The organism is Labrenzia sp. 011, assembly GCF_003075075.1.
Taxonomy (GTDB): domain Bacteria; phylum Pseudomonadota; class Alphaproteobacteria; order Rhizobiales; family Stappiaceae; genus Roseibium.
Window position 1 is genome coordinate 426693 of sequence record NZ_QCYM01000001.1, and the last position, 21031, is coordinate 447723.

Below are 21031 nucleotides of genomic sequence, written 5' to 3' on the forward strand. Positions count from 1 at the left end.
TCTCAGGCGGCAAATCCGCGTTTCGCCAGAAGGGCATCGATTTTCGGTGCGCGGCCCCGGAAGGCAACATAGGCTTCTTCCGGATCCTGCCGGCCTCCCGCCGAATAGATGTGTGTCAGGAGCTTTTCAGCGGTCTGCGGATCGAACGGGTTGCCCTTTTCCGTAAAGGCCCCGAAGGCGTCGGCGTCCATCACCTCGGACCACATGTAGCTGTAATAGCCCGCGGAATATCCGTCACCCGAGAACACATGCTGAAAGTGCGGGATACGGTGGCGCATCGTGATTGCTTTGGGCATGCCGATTCTGCCGAGCTCCCGGCGTTCGAAGTCCGCGATGTCGAGATCCGCGGGATCGTCCAGCAGATGCAGTTCGAGATCGATCAGCGCGGAGGAGGTATATTCGACCGTTTCGAATCCCTTGTTGAAATTGGAAGCGGCAAGCAGCTTGTCCAGAAGCGCTCGGGGCATCGGTTCGCCGGTTCTGTAATGAACCGCGAATTTCGACAGGACTTCCGGTTCCGACAGCCAGTGTTCGTAGAGCTGCGAGGGAAGCTCTACGAAATCGCGCGCGACGCTTGTTCCCGAAATGAACGGATAGGTCACATTCGACAACAGGCCGTGAAGACCGTGGCCGAATTCGTGGAACAATGTTCTGGCATCGTCGAAGGTCAGCAGGGTTGCCTCGCCCGGAGCGCCCTTGGAGAAGTTCATCACATTGACGATGATCGGCGTGACGTCCCCGTCCAGCTTGTGCTGGGAGCGGAAGGCGCTCATCCAGGCTCCGGACCGCTTCGACGAGCGCGCGAAATAGTCGCCCAGGAAAAGCCCGACATGCTTTCCGTCCTTTTTCACCTCGAAGACGCGGACGTCCGGATGATAGACCGGCAATCCTTCGAGTTCTTCAAAACTCAGACCGAAGAGGCGGGAGGCGGTGTCGAAGGAGGCCTGGATGATGTTGTCGAGCTGCAGGTACGGCTTGATCTCGGACTCGTCCAGGTCATGCTCCGCATTGCGGACCTTTTCCGAATAGAAGCGCCAGTCCCAGGCTTCGATGTCATGATTCTCGCCGAGGTTTTGAGCCATTTGGGACAGCTTGGTCTCTTCCTCGCGGGCCTGGGAAACCGCCGGTGTCCAGACCCTGGTCAGCAATTCCCGCACATTGGCGGGGGTCTTTGCCATGGTGTCGTCGAGCTTGTAGGCGGCAAAATTCTCGAAACCGAGCAGTTTGGCTTTTTCCGCCCGCAGAGACAGCGTTTCGCCGATGATCTGCCTGTTGTCCGTGCTGCCGCCGTTTTCACCGCGGGCCGTCCAGGCCCGGAAGGCTTCTTCGCGCAGGCGCCGGTTGGTGGAAAACTGCAGGAACGGTTCAATGGACGACCGGGAGAGGGTAATGACGTGCTTGCCTTCCAGCCCACGCTCCTTGGCGGCCTCCGCGGCGGCCGCAAGCAGGAAATCGGGCAGACCGGCGCGATCCTCCTCGGTTTCCAGAACAAGCTGATAGTCGGATTCATCCTTCAGGACATTCTGCGCGAATTGCGTGCCCAGGGTCGCCAGGCGCTGGGAAATTTCCGCCATCCGGGCCTTGCCTGCCGCGTCGAGGCCTGCGCCGGCCCGCTGAAACATCTTGCTGTAACGCTCCAGGACCCGCATCTGCTCGGCGTTCAGGTCCAGCGAATCGCGCCTTTCCCAGAGCGATGCCACCCGGCCGTAGAGCTTTGCGTTCAGGAGCATGTCCGAGGAATGCCTGGCCAGCTTGGGGGCGATATCGCGTTCGATCTGCTGGAAGGCCTCGTTGGTATGGGCCCCGGTGAGATTGAAGAAGGTCCGCGCGACCCGGGAGAGCTGCTTGGCGGATTTCTCCAGGGCAACGATCGTGTTTTCAAAGGTTGGCTCGGCCTGCTGATTGGCGATCTCTTCGATTTCCTTGCGCGCCTCCGCCATGGAAACGTCGAAGGCCTCTTCGAAATGACCCGGTTCGATTTCGCCGAAGGGCGGGAGTTCGAACGGTGTGGTCCATTCGGCAAGCATTGGGTTCGCGGTCATGAAGGTCCTGCTGGATAGGGTTTGAGCTGTGTATGTCGGATACAGATAGGTGTGGCAGACGCCGGTTCCCAGACTGTCCGGAGGGGGAAGCCGGGGTCACATCCGCGCAGGCGCGATGCGCCGTCGGGCGTGGAACAAGTCACCACATGCTTTTTGCCGCGCGCTCGGGCCAGTCCTCATCATAGGCCTTGCCGTCAAAGCTGTCCTGTATTTCATGCATGATCATCCCCGGAGTTGGCAAATCCCCCCTGGAAACCCGGGTTTCCGGATCCCAGAGGCGCGCGCGCATGATTGCCCGGGCGCATTGAAAATACACCCTGTCGATCGTGATGACGATCACCGACCGGGGGAGCCTGCCTTCCTTTTCGAAGGAGGCCAGCAGTTCAGGATCTACGCAGACAACCGCCTCACCGTTGACGCGCAGAACGTTGTTCCAGCCCGAAACCATGAACATCAGCGAAACACGCGGATCGCGGACAATATTGCGCAGCGAATCGATCCGGTTGTTCCCGCTCCGGTCGGGCAGCAGCAGGGTTCTCTCGTCCCGGATGCGGACAACCGCCCCGTCGTCGCCTCTCGGCGAGCAATCCAGGCCTTCCGGACCGCAAGTCGTCAGGCTGCAAAAGCGCGCGGCCTCGACAATTGCCCGGTATGAGGCATTGAGGTGGCCGATTTCCTTGATCAGCGAAGCTTCGCCCGGTTCTCCGTAATGCGCGTGGAGCTGGTCAAGCGAGGACAGGGTGGTCATGAGTGAGGCTTTCGCTTGGCGGATATCCGGTGAACCGTGGTGCGAAGGCGACCATATCTTTCGGCCAGTGTCAGCGTCAATTTATCCGGCTGTGGCGAATTGGGGGCGGGCGACTTGCACTTTCGTCTAACCAAGGGGCAGTTGGTGCTTTTGCGCCGCCTCCATACCGAATTTTTGCAATGCCACAAGTAATTCATCTAAGTGCATGTATAAAATATAAAATACCAATGGTGCGTTGCAATAAATTCTGCGCAGGCCTCGGTGTGTTTACTTCGAAAGTCTAATGAGAAAACGACCGATGCGCGCCGATAGTCGTATTGCTGAAATGCCTTTCGTTTTTTTACAGTCGCCGCAGCTTGCAATTTTGGCGCGGAGGAGCCGGAGTTCCGGACGGGGAACAGCCAGGATTGCTTGCGGCTGAACAGCCACAGCAGGTGTGTCCGAGGTGGACCGCCGTGCCTTTCTGGGAGGAAAGTATGAGCTTGATTCGTAAACCCCTAAACCGCCGTTCTATCCTGCGCGCGGGTGCAATGGGTGGCGCTGCCCTGGCAACGCCGACCATTTTCACCAGTGGTGCCTGGTCCGCGGGCTATCTGAACGAGCCGACAGGGGCTGAAGTCGTCCTCGGCTTCAACGTTCCGCAAACCGGCGCCTACGCCGATGAGGGCGCCGATGAGTTGCGCGCTTATCAGCTCGCCGTGAAGCATCTGAACGGTGAAGGAGACGGCGGTCTACTCAACACGTTTTCGTCCAAGGTCCTGCAGGGCGGCGTGAACGGCAAGAAGGTCGCCTATGTCACCGGTGACACGCAGACCAAATCCGACGCAGCCCGCGCATCCGCCAAGCGGATGATCGAGAAGGACGGCGCGGTCATGATCACCGGCGGTTCGTCCTCCGGCGTGGCTATCGCCGTGCAGTCCCTGTGCCAGGAAGCCGGCGTCATCTTCATGGCGGGCCTGACCCACTCCAACGACACGACGGGCAAGGACAAGCGCAAGAACGGTTTCCGTCACTTCTTCAACACGGAAATGTCCGGCGCGGCTCTGGCACCGGTGCTCAAGAACAACTACGGCACCGATCGCAAGGCCTATCACCTGACCGCCGATTATACCTGGGGCTGGTCGCAGGAAGAATCGATCAAGAAATACACCGAAGACATGGGCTGGGAGACGACCGCTGCGGTTCGCACTCCGCTCGGCGCAGGTGACTTCTCGCAGTACATCACTCCGGTTCTGAACTCCGGCGCTGATGTTCTGGTCCTGAACCACTACGGCAAGGACATGGTGAATTCCCTGACACAGGCAGTCCAGTTCGGTCTGCGTGACAAGCAGGTGGACGGCAAGGACTTCGTCATCGTCGTTCCGCTCTATTCCCGCCTGATGGCGCAGGGCGCCGGCGAGAACGTCAAGGGCATCTTCGGCTCCACCAACTGGCACTGGTCACTGCAGGACGAAGGTTCGAAAGCCTTCGTGAAATCCTTCGGTCAGGAATACGGCTTCCCGCCGAGCCAGGCCGCTCACACCTGCTACGTTCAGACTCTGCTCTATGCGGATGCTGCGCAGCGGGCCGGAACCTTCGATCCCTGCGCGATTGCAGCGGCGCTGGAAGGCTTCGAGTTCGACGGCATGGGCAACGGTCCGACCCTTTACAGGGCTGACGATCACCAGTGCTTCAAGGACGTCCTGGTGGTGAAGGGTAAGGAAAACCCGACCTCGCAGTTCGACCTTCTTGAAGTTGTCGAAGTGACGCCGCGGTCCCAGGTCGAATACCCGGCGGAAATGCTCGGTGGCGAACTCGGCACCTGCAACAACGGCGCCTGACGCTTCGAAATTGGCAGCCGCCGGTGTTGTACCGCCGGCGGCTGCCGTTCGTTTCGCAGCGCGGGGCCATGGCGGGCAGTCTCCTTTGGTCTCCACATGACAGCGGAAAACACGGCAACCAGAAAGTGTGGAGAGTGAAATCTACGTTCTTTCGAACGTGGATTGCTACAGATCAACCCGCTTACGCATGACGTGTGTAAAAGTGGAATAGTTGATCGACCCTGAAGTGGTGGGGCCTCATGTCTGCATTCAGTTGAACGCAGGTTGCTCCAGGCAAAAAGCGGCAAAACAATGGATGTGATTCTTCTACAATTGCTCAACGGTTTGGACAAAGGCGGTGCCTATGCACTGATTGCCTTGGGTCTTACCCTTATTTTCGGAACACTCGGCGTGGTCAACTTCGCCCACGGGGCGTTGTTCATGCTCGGCGCGTTCTGCGCGGTCACCTTCAACAAGTTGCTCAGTCTGGAGGTCGTGACCACGGATCCGACCCAGACGACGGCCTGGGGGTCTCCGATGGAGATCCGCACGCCATACGTCGAGGCGTTTCTGGGGGATTTCGGAACCTGGATGCTCAACTATTCCGTTCCCATGTCCATTCTTCTCGCCATTCCGGTGATGCTGCTGGTCGGCTTCATCATGGAACGCGGCCTGATCAAGCATTTTTACAAGCGCGCGCATGCCGACCAGATCCTGGTGACCTTCGGGCTCGCGATCGTGCTTCAGGAAGTCATCAAGGCAATCTACGGTGCCAACCCGATCCCCCAGCCGGCGCCTGAGCTGGTGCGCGGCGCTGCGGATATCGGGGCTGCATTCGGTTTCGATCCCGGTGTCATCGTCTATCCCTACTGGCGCATGGTCTATCTGGCTTTTGCCGGCCTCGTGATTGGCGCCGTCTTCGCCTTCCTGCAATTCACCACATTCGGGATGGTCGTGCGCGCCGGAATGGCGGATCGCGATACGGTCGGTCTTCTCGGGATCAATATCGAGCGACGTTTCACGGTCGTCTTCGCAATCGCCGCCGTCGTCGCCGGCCTTGCCGGGGTCATGTACACACCGATCCTGCCGCCGGACTATCACATGGGCATGGACTTCCTCGTGCTCAGCTTCGTTGTTGTCGTCGTCGGCGGGATGGGCTCGCTGCCCGGTGCTGTCCTTGCAGGCTTCCTGCTCGGCATCCTGCAGTCCTTCGCTTCGATGAACGAAGTCAAGGCAATCCTGCCGGGTATCGACCAGATCATCATTTATCTCGTTGCTGTGGTCATCCTGCTCGTGCGTCCGCGCGGGCTGATGGGCCGCAAAGGCGTCATGGAGAGCTAGAAACATGGCAACCAAAACATCTCCCATGCGCGACCTGATCTTTTTTGTCGTCTTCGCAGTCGCGGTGCTCACCATGCCTGTCTGGCTGGCACCGATCGGTGCCGGTTATCCGGACCTGCTGCAGAAATTCGCGATCTACGGTCTGTTCGCAACGGGTTTCAATCTTCTCTTCGGTCTCACCGGGTATCTGTCTTTCGGGCACGCGGCATTTCTCGGCGTCGGGTCCTATTCGGCCGTGTGGACCTTCAAGCTGCTCGGAATGAATCCGGTCCCCGCAGCAATCGTGGCGGTGATCACATCCGGGATCTTCGCCCTGGCAATCGGCTATGTTTCATTGCGCCGGTCCGGGATCTACTTCTCGATCCTGACCCTGGCCTTCGCGCAGATGTCCTACAACCTGGCCTATTCCGTGCTGACACCGATCACCAACGGCGAGACCGGCCTGAGGGTCCTGCGGACCGACCCGCGCCTGTTCGATTCCTCGAACGCCGTTGACGGTCCGCTGATCGCCAATCTGTTCGGCATCGAAATGACCGGCTATGCGGGGTTCTATTTCTGCGCGGTGGTTCTGCTCATCGCCTTCTTTATCGCCCAGCGGATCTTCCGCTCGCCCTTCGGCATCATGCTGCGGGCGGTGAAGACCAACCAGAACCGGATGAACTACACGGGCCTCAACCCGCGTCCCTACACGCTTGCGGCCTTCGTCATTTCCGGCATGTATGCCGGTCTGGCCGGTGCCCTGCTGTGCATCACCGATCCGCTGGCCGGGGCGGAACGCATGCAGTGGACGGCGTCGGGCGAGGTGGTTCTGATGACCATTCTCGGCGGTGCCGGCACCTTGCTCGGACCGATCTTCGGCGCGGCGCTGATCAAGTACTTCGAAAACATCTTCTCCGCATTCAACGCACAGACCCTGCATGAGATCTTCGGGTTCCTGCCGGATTTTATCGAGGTCCCGGTTGTTGCGGTGACCAGTCTGTTCGTTGGCGAAGGCTGGCACCTGACTCTTGGCGTCCTGTTCATGCTGATCGTGGTTTTCCTCCCGGGCGGGCTTATGGAAGGCTTCTCCCGCATCGGCCGCCTGTTCAAGCGCTCCTCCGGTAAGTCGGACCAAAGCGGTGCCACCGCGCCAGCCGAGTAAGGAACACATTGATGGAAATTCTGAAAGTCTCGGGCGTGAACAAGGCCTTTGGTGGCCTCAAGGCGCTCAACGACGTGAACCTTGCCGTCGAAGAAGGCAATGTCCACGCCATCATCGGACCGAACGGCGCAGGAAAGTCGACACTGCTGAACTGTTTCGTCGGGCGGCTGATCCCCGATACCGGAACCGTCATGTTCGGCAACACCTCGCTGATCGGACTGAAGGCCCACCAGATCAACCAGGCCGGCGTCTCCCGGGTGTTTCAAACGCCGGAGATCTTCTCCGATCTCACTCTTCTGGAAAATGTCATGATCCCTACAATGGCCAAGCGGGACGGCGAGTTCGCGCTTCACGCCTTCAAGCGGATCGACAAGGACACGGAGATCCTGGACAAGTCCATGCATATGCTCGAGGACGTCGGGCTGGCGGAGAAGAAGGACGTGATCGCCGCCTCCCTGTCGCGCGGCGACAAGCGACGCCTGGAACTGGCCATGTGTCTGGTTCAGGATCCGAAACTGCTGCTGCTTGACGAGCCCACCGCCGGCATGTCGCGCGCGGATACCAACAACACGATCGACCTGTTGAAACGCATCGGCGACCGGGGCATCACCAAGGTGGTGATCGAACACGACATGCATGTGGTGTTTTCGCTTGCCGACAAGGTGAGCGTGCTCGCGCAAGGGACGGTGATCTGCGAAGGCAAGCCGGAGGAGATCAAGGGAGATCCGCGCGTTCAGGAAGCCTATCTGGGAGGAGCACACCTGTGACCATTACCGAAGATCAGTTCTCAGGCAAAACCGCGCCGGGTGTGCAGCCGCGCAGGGCGCAGGGTGGCGCGCCGGCATTTTTCTCCGCCTGGGATATTCATGCCTATTACGGCGAAAGCTACATCGTCCAGGGGGTGAACTTCGACGTTCGGGAGGGCGAGATCCTGGCGTTGCTGGGCCGCAACGGAGCCGGCAAGACCTCGACCCTGCGAACCATCGCCCGCATGGACAATCCGAATCTGACCCACGGTGAAATATGGCTGGACCACCAGCCGTTGCACGACATGAAAAGTTACCAGGCGGCGAGAGTGGGTGTCGGGCTTGTGCCGGAAGACCGGTGCATCATTCCCGGTCTGACCGTTGAGGAAAATCTTCAGCTGTCCCAGATCGCTGAACCGAAGGGCTGGTCGATCGAGCGGATCTACGATCATTTCCCCCGCCTCGCCGAGCGCCGGGGACAGGACGCGGTGACCATGTCCGGCGGGGAGCAGCAGATGCTGGCGCTGGCGCGCATTCTGGCGCGCGACATCAAGCTGCTTCTCCTCGATGAGCCCTATGAAGGCCTGGCTCCGGTGATCGTGCAGGAAATCGAGCGTATCCTCGAAGGCGTCAAGGACCTGGGAATCACCACCATCATTGTCGAGCAGAACGCCATCGCCGCCCTTCATCTGGCGGACCGGGCGGTGATTCTGGACATGGGGGAAGTAGTTTTCGACGGTGCGGCACAGGAAGTCCTGGACAACGCCCAATTGCGTCAGGAGTATCTCGCCATCTAGGCCTGCCTTCTTTCGCAGCATTCCGCGCCAAAAGAAAAACAAGCCATATCAATGCGGTAAATCCATTGCAGTCAGGGGAACCGGATTTTCCCTGCCCATGATTGCCCCATCCAGACCCGAAGACCGGCGCATCCCGCGCCGGTCTTTTTTGTGGACAGTTTTGCCATTGATGGGTGTGCGGAACGCGCCGGTTGCGGGAAAAAGCGGCCGGAGACTATAGTCTCGCAGCCGAATTCAAGAATTCTCCAGCGCGGTATGGCCTGTGAAACTTTTCAGAACAGAATTACCCAGCCTGGTCGGCTTCCTTGTGTTTGCGGCCTTTGTTGCGGCCGGTGACGGTCTGAAACCTGAAACGGTTGGCGTCGGCGTCTCCCTTGTTCTTCTGGGTGGGATTTTCGCGACGGTGCTGTGGTGCGCCTTTTCCGTGGTCCGCCACGCCGGGTGTCTTGCGTCCATCTTCGGAGAACCCTTCGGCACCTTGATACTCACCCTTGCCGTTATCGGTATCGAGGTCGCCCTGATTGTCGCGATCATGCTCTCGGGCGACGCTGCGCCGACGCTGGCCCGTGAAACGATGTTTTCCGTGATCATGATCGTCCTGAACGGACTGATCGGACTTTGCCTTCTCATGGGCGGATTGCGGCACAAGCATCTGACCTACAATCTTCAGGGTGCCAACGCCTTTCTGTCGATTCTGGTGCCCTTGGCGATCTTCGCGCTTGTTCTGCCGAGAATGACGGAATCGGCGCCGGGAGGCGAACTGTCGGCTCTTCAGACCGGATTTGCACTGGTCATGTCTGTGTTGCTGTACGGCGTCTTCCTGGCCATGCAGACCGTCACCCACAGCAATATCTTCCGCCAGCCGGTTGTCGAGGGAAGCGTGGAAGAGGACGACGACCATCATGGCGGCGAAGTCCGGTCCATACCTTTTCACGTCGTGGGGCTGTTCGGTGCGTTGCTGCCGATCATATTGCTGTCCAAGAAACTCGCGCTCTATGTGGACTTCGGCATGGACGGAATCGGGGCGCCGCTGGCGCTGAGTGGTTTCTTCGTCGCGGCGCTGGTCCTGATGCCCGAAGGCCTGAGCGCCTTGCAGGCGGCAGTCGCCAACCGGCTGCAGCGTGCGGTCAATATCTGCCTCGGGTCTGCCGTGGCAACGATTGGCCTCACCGTTCCGGCGGTTCTGCTGGTCGGCTGGATCATGGGTCTTGAAGTCGAGATGGGGCTCGACACCCCGGAAATCCTTCTTCTGGTCCTGACGCTGGTTGTCAGTATTCTGACCTTCGGTGCCCGAACGACAAATTATCTGCAGGGAGCCGTGCATCTGTCCCTGTTTGCGGCCTATGTGATGATGATTTTCGATATCGCCTGATGCATTGTGCCGTTTCGCCGGACTTCCGCCTGTTCAAATCGGTCGGCGCGGACCTGGAAGATCTGGCCGGCGCGATCCTTGCCTGCCGCGATGCGCAGGGGGAAGCGCTCAGCCGAGTTCGAAGGTCGTGATGCCGTACGTCTGATCTATCGGCAGCTCGGGCGCCGGGCCGCGATACATGCGAAAGGTCTCGAATTCCGGCGAGAGCTCGTATTTTTCCGCCAGCAGAAGCGCGGCCCCGTTGGGTTCCGGCGTATCCAGTATGACGGCCTGACCCTTGACCTGTCCTGCCAGTGCCCGGAACAGGGTATCGGCGATTTCAGGCGTGTCGGCGAACAGCGGTCCTATCTTGAAGCCGTCATGACACTGGCGGATGACGCCATAACCCTTCACCTGGCCATCTTCGGCAAAGGCGAAGCCGCGGCGGGTTTCAAGCATCGGCGCTGTCCACAGCTTGAGGAACTCGGTCCGAGGCCCCGGAAAGAATCGCTGGTCGTAGTCGCGGATCGCCGGGAAAATACCCTGACCGAGCGGCGCCAGTCGCGGGTCCATTGGCGTGTCGCACAGGGAGGTACCGGCATGCCGGATATTGCGGTAGACCGGCTTGAAGCCGTGTTCGGTATAACTGGCGATCTGTTCCTTGACCGCATCGAGGCCTGAAAGCCTGGGGCCGAGATAGTCCATCGCCCGCTGCCAGATCTGATGACCGTAGCCCTTCTGGCGATGGCCGGGCTTGCAGATGTAAAACCCGATGAATCCGAACACGTCGCCATACCGCACGGCCGAGATGACAGTGACGAGCTCGCCTGCAACCTTTCCGGCGAAAAAGCCGTTCGGATCTGCCGCATGGAAGGCCGCGCCGTCCTCAAGACCGGGATTCCAGCCTTCCTCCTTCGCCATATCGAGGGCGATCTGCATTTCGTCCACCTGCAGGTGACGGATCTCTAGGGGTTCGGACATGTACTCTTCCCGCTGCGGCTTGTGTATCTGGATCGCGGCAACTTAAAATGACTCGGTCGGAATTGAAAATCGTCTCTTGCCGAAGAGCTTTGGCAAGAGACGGCATTTCTGAGAGGACTTCCGGCGCAACCTCCCGCTTGATTGCCTTCACTTTTGCGTTTGTACCCTCGGTAAAAGCCCGCGCCCGATCGCAAGTCAGCTTGCGTCCGGGCGACAAGTGTGCATCACTTTACCAAAGGTAATGCTCTCATGGATTTTTCGCTGACGAGAGAGCTGCATCGGATATTTTTTACTTTTTGGGGCAGGGCCAGGTGTCGTTCAGATGTGCCCCATGTGCGTTTCGTCACAGACAGACAATGATTCAGGCGCCAATATGAAGCATGAATTTCAGCGCTGAGGACGTTATGAAGAATTGCAACATTCTGCCTTTCGACAATGGACCTGCTCCCCGGCCGGTTTCCGGAAATGCTGTCCGGCCCACAGTGCGCTTGCGGCGCGCCGTACGCATCGGATTGTTCAGTCTGCCGCTCGGCCTTGCACTGACCTGTGCGCAGGCGGGCGCTGCCACGCCGGACGAATCCGGCCGCAGGGTCGCGCTCGTCATCGGAAATCAGGACTACGAATATGTGGAGCCACTGCTCAATCCGGTGAATGACACCAAGGAAATTTCACGGATTCTGCAGGAAGCCGATTTCGACGTTACGCTTGGAATGAACCTCGACAAGAAGGAAATGGAGCAGGTCGTCCGGCGGTTCCTTCGCGAGCTCAATGACGGCGACACCGCACTTTTCTACTATTCGGGCCATGCCTTGCAGGTCGGTGAGGCGAACTTCATTCTGCCGGTCGATGCAAAGCTGTCGTCGCAATATGACCTCGAGTTTGAAAGCCTCAAGGTGTCCCATCTGCTTGACTACATGAAAGCGGCATCCAGCCTGCAGATCGTCATGCTGGATGCCTGCCGGGACAATCCCTTCGAGATTGCCAGCCTGTTCTGGGGCGAAGAGGAATATTCGCTCGGCAAGACCAGGGGGCTGCGCCGGATTCCCAACAAGCTCGGCACTTTCATTTCCTACGCCACCCGCCCGGGCCAGGTCGCCTTTGACGGTGATGGCCCGCTGAGCCCGTTCACATCCTCCGTTGTCGGCAACGCTCTCGATCCCAAGCTGGAGATCAAGGACCTGATGACCAGGGTCCGTGACGAGGTTGTCCGCAAGACCGGCGGCCAGCAGATCCCCTATGAGGACTCGACGCTGGTCACCAACTTCTATTTCGTTCCGCCCAAGCCGGAGCCGATCGTCACGGCGCATCACCGCGTCAGTGTTTCGGCGGGGGGCGACGCGGTTGCGCTCAATATTCCCGCGCCGGTTCAGCCTGAAGGCGGGACGCTGGAAGCAACGCTGACCTTGGCACCGGAAAAGGGAAAACTGCGGCTTCCGGACGGAAAACCCGTCGCCGAAGGAGATGTTCTCCAGGCCGAGGAACTTGCCGAACTCGAGTTCGTTCCGAATGATGCCGGGGCCGGGGATGTCGAACTGATCGGCTACGAAGTTACCGACCAGTGGGGCAGCAGCGTCTCTGCCATTGCCTCCATCACCGTTGCACAGGCGGCGACCGCCGTCGTGAAAGACGATGAGCTGGAAGCCCGCAAGGCGCGTCTGGCCGCGCTGCTGGCCTGGCTGACGGAAAGATCGGCCTCCGGGGCGGTCGAGGCTGATATCGGCGTTGGGCCTGTGGCGATCTATCCCGAAGCGCCTGCGGAAGGTCTTCCGGCCACAAGCGACTGGCTGAAGGTGGTTTCTGTCGATTCCGATCTGCAACTGTCCACGGAGGGCCGTCTGCTCCAGGCCGGCGACCGCTTCCCCGTCTCCGCGCTGCCGTCCCTGACGGTTCGTCCGCAGATCGGCAGCGAGCGGAACGCGCGAAAATTCGAACTGGAACTCCCGGCCGAATCCGGCGGAACCCTCAAGACCGTCACCCAGATCGTACAGCCGCGCGTGGACCGTTGCGATCAGCTGGCCACGCAGCCGTTCGATCTTCAGGCCGTCACGGAAGGACGCCTGGCGAACGATCTCGATCCCAAGGCCATCGAGACGGCCTGTGCGGAGGCCATGGAAGCCTATCCCGAGATCGGCCGCTTCGTGTTCCAGCGCGGGCGTGGCGCTTTCGCGGCGGGGGATCTGGATCAGGCGATTGCCTATTTCGATCGCGCCTATCAGATGGGACACGTGCGCGCCGGACAGGTGCTTGGCCGCATGTACTTCCTGGGAGCAGGAATAGACCGGGACCGCAAGAAGGCCGTGGAACTGTATCGCAAGGCCGCCGAACGGGGCGACGCCTATGCGCTGCATTCGCTCGGTCTGGCCGAGATCAGGGGAGACGGGACGGCGCAGAACGAAAAGGCCGGCCTGGAAAAACTGCTGCAATCGGTCGAGGCCGGGCACACGTTCTCCTACAACGCCATCGGCGGTTTCTATCTGAATGGCGAGCACGTGGCGGAAAACGTCGACCGGGCGGTTTACTATTACAACAGGTCCGCGGGACGGAATGACATTTACGGCTTCCTGAACATGGGCACGCTGTACCGGGACGGCAAAGGTGTGCCCCAGGACTACGAGGCGGCGCTCGGCTGGTTCAAGAAAGCTCATGAAGGCGGCCATCCGGCAGCGGGAACCGCCATCGGCCTGATGTATTTCAACGGCCAGGGCGTGGAGAAAAACGCCGCTGAGGCGACCCGTTGGTTCCGCGAAAGCGCCATGCGGGGTGACGCCTGGGGCGCCTTCAACACCGCTTTCATGCTCGGCGAACAGTCGGGAGAAGAAGCAGGCCGCGACCGGATCAGGATGCTGGCCATGGCTGTTGCCGTGGATCCGTCCTCACCGGCTGCCGAACAGGGCAGGGAAGCGCTCGGCAAGGCGAACAGAGGGCTCAAGGCCAAGGTCCTGCAGCAGGCCCTAACCGATCTCGGCTACGAACCGGGACCGGTGGACGGCCAGCCGGGCCGCAAGACCCGGGAAGCGCTCGCGGGCTTTTTCAAGGCTTCCGGACGTCAGCCTGTTCAAGGTGACGAGGCTCTGATTTCATTGGTCAAACATCAATGGGAACAAGATCGTCCGCGCTACGATCTATTTTGAGGAGATGGATAATGAGATCACTTTTGTATGTCGTTCCTGTCACGGCCCTGGTCGCACTTGCCGGTTGCCAGACCCAGCAACAGTCCGACACTCGGTCCGGCGTTGTCGACCCGATCAATGACCCGGCGATGCGGGATACGAACAACGGCAATAGTGGTGGCAACAGTGGGGGCGGTGGCAACAGTGGAGGTGGTAATAGCAGCGGTGGCGGTGGAAGCAGTGGCGGCGGCGGTGGTGGCGGAAGTCCCGGCGGCGGCGGTGGCGGTTCCTGGGGCTGATCCCGGTACCGATTGAAGGAATTCCCTCATGGGTATGTTGTTTCATGCAGGATCCGGTCGATGGCTTGCAAAGAGCAGTCTTGGCCTCATGTGTCTGGCATTGCTCTCCGTTCCTTCGGTGGCGGGTGAATGGCGGGCTCTTGTCATCGGGGTCGATGCCTATGAGCATGTCTCGCCGCTGAAAGGCGCGGTCAATGATGCGCGCGACATTGCCGAGACGCTCGAAGCGGCCGGCGTGCGTGACCTGACTGCGCTTTACGATGGCGAGGCATCGCGCGCGGCAATCCTGTCGTCCTGGCAGGCCCTGATTTCCCGCTCGGATCCCGATGACGTTCTTGTCCTGTCCTATGCAGGCCATGGCGCCCAGGAACCTGAATGGGTGCCGGGGTCGGAGGACGACGGGTTCGACGAAGTTTTCCTGCTGGCAGGCTTCGATGTGGCCGCGCCCGGGAACGGCGAGCGTTTGCGCGACGACGACGTGGCCGCGATGCTGCGCGCAGCAGGCGGGCGCAGCGTTCTGGTTCTTGCAGACAGCTGCCATTCCGGAACCATGACCAGGTCGATCGATCCGCGCATCAAGCGGCTCGGAACACGGCTGGTCGGTCTGCCACCCTTTGAAAACGACGTCTTGAGATCCTCACCCCTGCCGGCGGCTCTGGCGCAGTCGGGTGCCGACGGAGAAGACCTCCAGGAACTCGACAATGTCATCTACGTCGGTGCGACCGTCGATGGCCAGGTGATACCGGAATTGCTGATTGCAGGTGAGCCGCGCGGTGCCCTGAGCTGGGCCTTCGCGCGGGGCGTCGAAGGAAGAGCGGACCTGGACCGGGACGGCGGCATCTCCATGACGGAGCTGAGCCGGTTCCTGAAGGAAACCGTGCGTGTTGCCACCGAGGGGCGTCAAGCTCCAAGCCTCAGCATCGGCGGCGAGACACGCGCGGCGGTCCTTCCCAGGGTCGATGGCGCCATATTCGATCGCGGCGCAAGCGAGCTGACGCTGGCCGCGAGCTCCGAGGCCGCCAATCCTGTTCTCGAAAGGCTCGCCCAGCAGCATGAGGGTCATGTGAAGGTCATGGGCGAGGGAGGCGCCGATCTCTTCTGGGATGTTGAAGAAGGCGATGTCCTGACCAAGTTCGGCGATGTGGTTCTTCAGGATGGGGCAGGGAATGCCGACCGTTTTTCGGAGGTTGTGACCAAGTGGGTCTTTCTCTCCGATCTCTACGGGCTGTCGAGAAACCTGCGGCCGATTGAAGGCAAGTTGCAGCCTGCTGTCGGTCATATTTCCGAAGGGTCGCCCTTCAAGGTCGGACTGACATCGGAACAGACCGGATATATGGCGGTCTTCGCACTGGAAGCGGACGGAACGGTGCGCCTGCTGGCTCCGGACAAGGCGGCGGATCCTTTGGGCAAGGATACTTCGGTGGAAGCCGGGGATCCCTATGTTCTCAATCTGCGCGCGGCGCTGCCCTTCGGAGCGGATCATATTGTCATGGTACGCTCGTCCAGCCCGATGCCACGGCTTGTCGGGGTTCTGTCCGCGCTCGACGGGCGGCCGCTCAATGCCGGATTGCTTCCCAATCTGCTGAAACTGATCGGCGATTCAGCCGACGCCATCGGCATCGCCGCTGTCTACACGGAGCCTGCCGGATAGAGCGGAGATGGACGCCGTCCATGCGGAAACCCCTTTTATGTGACCATGGCCACACTCGTCCCGCTATTCCTCTGTTATAAATGAACGCACGAACAGCACCGCGCTCGACCGGAGCGCATACTGCCACCGATCGAAAGACGTGGACCAAAGACTTGGGAGACAGTCATGACGCATTTGCCTGAAAAAGGCCGTGTCCGGCAAAGCCTTTATGCCACCGGACTGGCGGCAGCCTTCACACTCGCGATTGCCGGCCTGACAGGACCGGCCCTTGCAGACCCGATCGCGCTGATCCTGGACAAGTCCGAAGCGGTTCAGGTTTCGGCCTTTACCGAGCTGATGCCCGGAGATGTGGTCGATCTGGGAGCGGACGGCCATATCGATCTTCTGGACTATGCTGCCTGCCAGGAGGTGCGTGTCAAATCCGGCACGATTTCCGTGACCTCCTCCGGATACGCCATTGAGGGCGGACAGCAGGAAGTTCTGCGCGCCGGCAATTGTCTTCAGGCGGATAGCGGTTCCAGTGCCGAGACCGCCGACAAGGGACTGACCGTGACCCTGCGCGGGCTGACCCTGTCGAACAAGAAGGCCGCTTCACTGATGCTGCGCTTCGACGACCGGCTGCGCGACCAATACGACACGGTCTTCGTCTCCTTCGAAGGCGGAGAGCCCAAACGGTTCGATGTACTGGACAACATCATGACGGAAATGCCGGACCGGGAGGCTGAAGACGAAGCGATCGATGTCGAACTGTTTCTGCAGGGCAAGGCTCCGGACTATGGGGTGGTCATGCGCAAATTCACCATCGATCCGGCACAGGTCGGGCGGAAAACCGCTGTTGTCATCGTAAAATGACATCGGGCGGCCGGATTGCGGACGCTCCCCTTGGCCGGAAGACGCTTTTTGCCCTCATCGCCCTTGCTGCGGTGGGGGCGGGCATCGCCATCGGGTTGACCGCCAAGGGGGCCATCTGGGAAGGCTGGGTTACAGACCGGCTTTTTCAGGTCCGGGCCATGCTGACGCCGGGGCGGAAAAGTGCCCCTGCGCCGGTGGTGGTGGTTGGCCTCGACCAGACCGCCCTCAATTCCGAGCGGCTGGCCCCGATCCCGCGCGTCCTGATGACCCCCGTCATGGCCGAGGCGGGGCAGGCGGTCCTCGACGCGGGTGCGCGTGCGCTGGGCTATGATTTCGTCTTCGCCTACAGCGCCGATGCTTTCGCGGATCCCGGGACAGGCGAGGCGCGGCTGAAAGGGTTCGACCAGCCGTTCCAGCGGTTTCTCTACCGCAACAGGGGCAATGTGTTTATCGCCCACACCGAGGTCGGCGTTCCGCACCGGTCCTTTTCCGCGGCCGCCGGCGCTGGCGGCGTGCGTTCGGTCACCGTCACGGCGGAAAACGACGGCGTGGTGCGCAGGCATTCTCCCGAGTTTCCGTTGACGGAGTCCTCCTCCCTCATCGATGCCCTGATCGGCGCGGCCGGTTTCGAGGTGACAGAGGCCTACACCACCATACCATCCGCCCGGCTCGCGGTTTCCATTCCGTATCTCTCCCTGCTCGATGTCCTGAAGATGCAGGAAACCGAAACGGGCAGGCAGGATCTCAGGCGGTTCGTCGATGGCCGGATCGTTCTCTTCGGCGGTTTGCTGCCCTATGAAGACGAGCATCTGTATTCCGATCGCTTCCTGCCGCGAACGCCGGCGGATCTGTCGGAAACCGGGGCAAGCGGCCGGCCACGGGTCCAGTCCTATACTGCCGGTGTTTTCATTCTGGCGGATCTGATCGGCGCGGCGCTGTCGGATCGTATGGCGGTCGCCCCTGCCGCCGGTACGCTCCCGGCACTGGCATCGGTGTTCTCCGTGGCCGGTACGGCAGCCGGCTTGCTCCTGCCCCTGGTGGCGCTGCCCTTCGTGGCGGTCGGCGGAATTCTCGTCGGGCTCGGAGCCAGTCTGGTGGGGCTGGAGGCCGGCGTCCTGTTATCGCCGGGGGTCGCGCCGGTTGCCTGTGTCAGCGCGATCATCGTTTCCGGCATCGGCAAGGTCGGTATCCTGCAACGTAGACAGCGCTCGCTCGTGCGGCTGTTCGGTCATTATCTGGCACCCGATGTCATCAGCCGGATGGCGCAGTCGGAACAATTGCCGGAACTGGGCGGCGATACGCGCAATGTGGTTGTCGCCTTCATCGATATCGTCGGCTTCACCAAGATGTCCGAGAAACTCGCCGACAGGGACGTGGTCCGGGTGGTCAATTCCTGTTTCGATGCGATTGGTCAGGAAATCACCGCTCATCACGGTTATATCGACAAATATATCGGCGACGCGATCATGGCCGTCTGGAACGCGCCGAATACCGTCGAACATCCCGAACAGGCTGCGGTGGATGCCGCCCGCGAGATCATCGGCAAGCTGGATCACATACGCGAAATCACCGGCCAGCCGCCGCTGGATTTGCGCATTGCCCTCAACGCCGGGCCGGTTCTGGTTGGCGATATCGGCGGCGAACACCGGCGCTCCTTCACGGTCATGGGAACCACGGTCAACACCGCGAGCCGGATCGAATCCGTTGCCAAGGACCAAAAGGTCCGCCTTGCCGTCAGCCAGTCGGTCGCCGAAAAGCTGCCCGGCTCTTATCCTGTCAGGGAAATCTGGTCGGGACAGTTGCGTGGTCTCAGCAGCGATATCTCGGTGTTCACACTCGATGTTCCGGAAATGTATATGGAGCCGTCCGACACACGTCCGGTCAGCAAAGACGAACAGGATCGCAGCAAACTGTTGAATTTTCCTCGTTAGAGCCGTATGGGCCGGAGCCTGCACTGCCGCGTCATGCTCGCTCCCGGTGCGCGAGCTGGAGAGCGTGCCGGTTTTGCATCCTGATGGTTCCTCCGGCATGATCGGTGGAGCGCAAGCTGAATTTTCTGGAGTATCCGGGGTTCGCAGGAACGTCGACAAGATGCTTTGACACTTTACGTCCGTTTGAAGACCTGGGTTCCCGGCATGGCTCAATGGCCCGACAATCAGACTCCCGGAGCGAACCGGCCCGATTTCGACCGGACGATCATCCGTCCGTCCGGCAAGGCGTCGTCGGCGCCCGGGTCTGTCGGTGCCGGCAAGAGCGGTCCGCAATCGGCAGGCCGTCCGGCGCCAAAACGGTCCACGAAGCTGATGTATGCCGGCCTGGCCATAGGGTTTCTTGTCGTGGGCGCAGGGGCGGGCGGTGTGGCGCATCTTTTCGCATCCGGTGCGATCTCCTTTTCGCCGCCCGTGGAAACAGCTGCCTTCGGGACTCCGGAGAGCTCGGGAGAGCCGGATACACCTGCTCCGGTCGCCGACGCCACACTCCTTGCGGAGGATACCGATCCCGGACCCGTCGCATCGGAAGCGGCGAAAAGCGAAGCGGACCGCCTCAACGAAGAAGATCTGGATATTCCCGCCGATCCCTTTTTCGACATGGCGATGTCCGCTGTCATTCCGCTCGCCGGAGATCCCGTGCTGCTCGGCCGCGGAGCCGCAACGCGGCGGATCGAGCTGACCGAACGACCGGTTCCGGCGAGTGCCAAGCCGGAAGATTCGGCCTATGTACCCGCGGCCAGCGCTTATTTTCTCGACAGCCAGATGCTGGACGACGACGGAAATCTGGTGATCAGCGCGCCGGGCAGTGAAACGGATTTCCAGTTCGGCAATTACGGCGGCGGTGACGATTCCGAAGGGATCGTGGTCGAGGAGGCCGGCGAACAGGCGGATGGCGCATCGCCGGATCTGCCGGTTTTTCTCAAGCCACCGACGGATACGCTGAACCTGTTCCTGTCGGAGCGTCCGATCGGTCAGGGACCAAGCCGAATTGAAATCCGCACCGGAATTACCGCAGCGACGACGCTTGCGGACTTTCTGAAGGAAAACGGCTTTGACGAGGATGCCAGCAAACCGCTTGTCGAATTCGCAACGGAAGAGTTTCAGAAGAGCGATTTGATCGCAGGCGACAGGATCGCGGTACGGGGCGTCCGGATGCCGAACAAGGTCGGGCGCATCGGCGACTACTACCGACCGGTGCAGATCTCCTTTTACGGCAAGGACGGATATCTCGGCACGGCGGCCTATTCGACGTCGCGCGAGGGTGCCTCCTATGTTCATGGTGCCGATCCCTGGTTTGGTAAACCCATTGCCGAGGAAAAGCCCACCCCCGACAAGGTGGCGGGCGGTTCGAAGAAGCACCGTCTTATCGACGGCCTTTATGCGACGGCGGTGCGCAACGCGGTTCCGGCTTCCATCGTGGGCGAGGCGATTGCCTATCTGGCACCGACGACGGATCTCAAGCGCACGATTGAGCCGGATGAACGGTTCACGCTGGTGTTCACCGATATGCCGAGGGACGAAAAGCGCGGCGGTGGCCGGGTCCTTTTCGCAGGTGTGCGCCGCGATGATGACTGGTCTGTGCGCTGCTATGTACTGAAAGCGCCGGGAAATCGCGGCTTTGCCTGTGTCAACGAAGGAGGCAAGGTCAGCCTGTCCGGTGCGATGCTGGTGCCGGTCAAGGGGGTTCTGACGTCGAAATTCGGGTTGCGCTTTCATCCGATCAAGAAGACGGAGCGTCTGCATGCAGGGGTCGACTGGGCGGCGCCGACCGGAACGCCCATCCGTGCGGCCTTTTCCGGCAAGGTCACCTATCGTGCCGTGCGCGGCGGATACGGTAATTTCATCGAACTCACCCACAAGGATGGCATCACCAGCCGATATGCGCATATGCACGAATTCGCGGACGGCATTGAGCTGGGGTCGGTGGTTCAGGCAGGCGACCTGATCGGCTATGTGGGCACGACCGGATTGTCGACCGGTCCCCATCTGCATTTCGAAATACGTCAACGCGGCGAGCCGACCGATCCACTGGCATTCGAAATGCAAACCGGTGCGGATGCGCCGCAGTCGGTGGCAAACACCGATCTCAAGAACTATCGCGCCTCGATAGGCGAAATCCTGAGCATCCAATAACACTTCGGCCCGCTTTCGTGAGAAAGCGGGCCGACAGGGTGTGGAGGGC

15 protein-coding genes are annotated in these 21031 nt (G+C 60.6%); 12 read left to right on the plus strand and 3 right to left on the minus strand.

What is annotated here, in order from left to right; translation table 11 throughout:
• Positions 1–2: 2 nt before the first annotated feature.
• Together DCO57_RS01860 and DCO57_RS01865 are read right to left on the minus strand one after the other, a co-directional pair.
• Positions 3–2042 carry a M3 family metallopeptidase gene (locus tag DCO57_RS01860; RefSeq protein WP_116697126.1) on the minus strand — a complete coding sequence of 680 codons (2040 nt, stop codon included), beginning with the start codon at positions 2040–2042 and terminating at the stop codon, positions 3–5.
• Positions 2043–2181: 139 nt separating this feature from the next.
• The gene (locus DCO57_RS01865; protein ID WP_116697127.1) at positions 2182–2790 is read right to left on the minus strand and encodes a pyridoxamine 5'-phosphate oxidase family protein; all 609 of its coding nucleotides are present in this window, start codon (positions 2788–2790) and stop codon (positions 2182–2184) included.
• Between the two features lie 476 nt (positions 2791–3266).
• On the opposite strand from DCO57_RS01865, the gene DCO57_RS01870 reads away from it, so the two are divergent.
• From DCO57_RS01870 to DCO57_RS01895, 6 genes are all read left to right on the plus strand, one after another.
• On the plus strand, positions 3267–4610 hold the full coding sequence (locus DCO57_RS01870; protein ID WP_208977738.1) for a substrate-binding protein: 1344 nt from the start codon (positions 3267–3269) through the stop codon (positions 4608–4610).
• 291 nt (positions 4611–4901) lie between these two features.
• On the plus strand, positions 4902–5930 hold the full coding sequence (locus DCO57_RS01875) for a branched-chain amino acid ABC transporter permease (protein WP_116697128.1): 1029 nt from the start codon (positions 4902–4904) through the stop codon (positions 5928–5930).
• A 4-nt stretch (positions 5931–5934) separates the two neighbouring features.
• A complete protein-coding gene (locus DCO57_RS01880; RefSeq protein WP_116697129.1) occupies positions 5935–7071 on the plus strand; it encodes a branched-chain amino acid ABC transporter permease in 1137 nt (378 codons plus the stop codon).
• Between the two features lie 11 nt (positions 7072–7082).
• Positions 7083–7838 (plus strand): ABC transporter ATP-binding protein, encoded by a 756-nt coding sequence (locus tag DCO57_RS01885; protein ID WP_116697130.1) that lies wholly within the window; start codon positions 7083–7085, stop codon positions 7836–7838.
• The gene (locus tag DCO57_RS01890) at positions 7835–8614 is read left to right on the plus strand and encodes an ABC transporter ATP-binding protein (protein WP_116697131.1); all 780 of its coding nucleotides are present in this window, start codon (positions 7835–7837) and stop codon (positions 8612–8614) included. The genes DCO57_RS01885 and DCO57_RS01890 overlap by 4 nt, the downstream gene beginning before the upstream one ends.
• A 262-nt stretch (positions 8615–8876) precedes the next feature.
• Positions 8877–9986, plus strand: a complete 1110-nt coding sequence (locus DCO57_RS01895) for a calcium:proton antiporter (protein ID WP_116697132.1) — start codon at positions 8877–8879, stop codon at positions 9984–9986.
• A 108-nt stretch (positions 9987–10094) separates the two neighbouring features.
• Here DCO57_RS01895 and DCO57_RS01900 read toward each other — a convergent pair whose 3' ends face one another.
• The gene (locus DCO57_RS01900; protein WP_116697133.1) at positions 10095–10946 is read right to left on the minus strand and encodes a GNAT family N-acetyltransferase; all 852 of its coding nucleotides are present in this window, start codon (positions 10944–10946) and stop codon (positions 10095–10097) included.
• A 404-nt stretch (positions 10947–11350) separates the two neighbouring features.
• Here DCO57_RS01900 and DCO57_RS01905 point away from each other — a divergent pair, with 404 nt between their 5' ends.
• The 6 genes from DCO57_RS01905 (at position 11351) to DCO57_RS01930 (ending at position 20982) form a co-directional block, all read left to right on the plus strand.
• Positions 11351–14077 carry a caspase family protein gene (locus tag DCO57_RS01905; protein WP_165814599.1) on the plus strand — a complete coding sequence of 909 codons (2727 nt, stop codon included), beginning with the start codon at positions 11351–11353 and terminating at the stop codon, positions 14075–14077.
• Positions 14078–14088: 11 nt separating this feature from the next.
• Positions 14089–14355, plus strand: a complete 267-nt coding sequence (locus tag DCO57_RS01910; RefSeq protein ID WP_133192611.1) for a hypothetical protein — start codon at positions 14089–14091, stop codon at positions 14353–14355.
• Positions 14356–14383: 28 nt separating this feature from the next.
• Positions 14384–16006 (plus strand): caspase family protein, encoded by a 1623-nt coding sequence (locus DCO57_RS01915; protein WP_116697136.1) that lies wholly within the window; start codon positions 14384–14386, stop codon positions 16004–16006.
• A 165-nt stretch (positions 16007–16171) separates the two neighbouring features.
• Positions 16172–16858 carry a hypothetical protein gene (locus DCO57_RS01920; protein WP_208977739.1) on the plus strand — a complete coding sequence of 229 codons (687 nt, stop codon included), beginning with the start codon at positions 16172–16174 and terminating at the stop codon, positions 16856–16858.
• Positions 16855–18789 (plus strand): adenylate/guanylate cyclase domain-containing protein, encoded by a 1935-nt coding sequence (locus DCO57_RS01925; protein ID WP_116697137.1) that lies wholly within the window; start codon positions 16855–16857, stop codon positions 18787–18789. Before DCO57_RS01920 ends, DCO57_RS01925 begins: the two co-directional genes overlap by 4 nt.
• A gap of 204 nt (positions 18790–18993) precedes the next feature.
• On the plus strand, positions 18994–20982 hold the full coding sequence (locus DCO57_RS01930; protein WP_116697138.1) for a M23 family metallopeptidase: 1989 nt from the start codon (positions 18994–18996) through the stop codon (positions 20980–20982).
• Positions 20983–21031 lie beyond the last annotated feature (49 nt).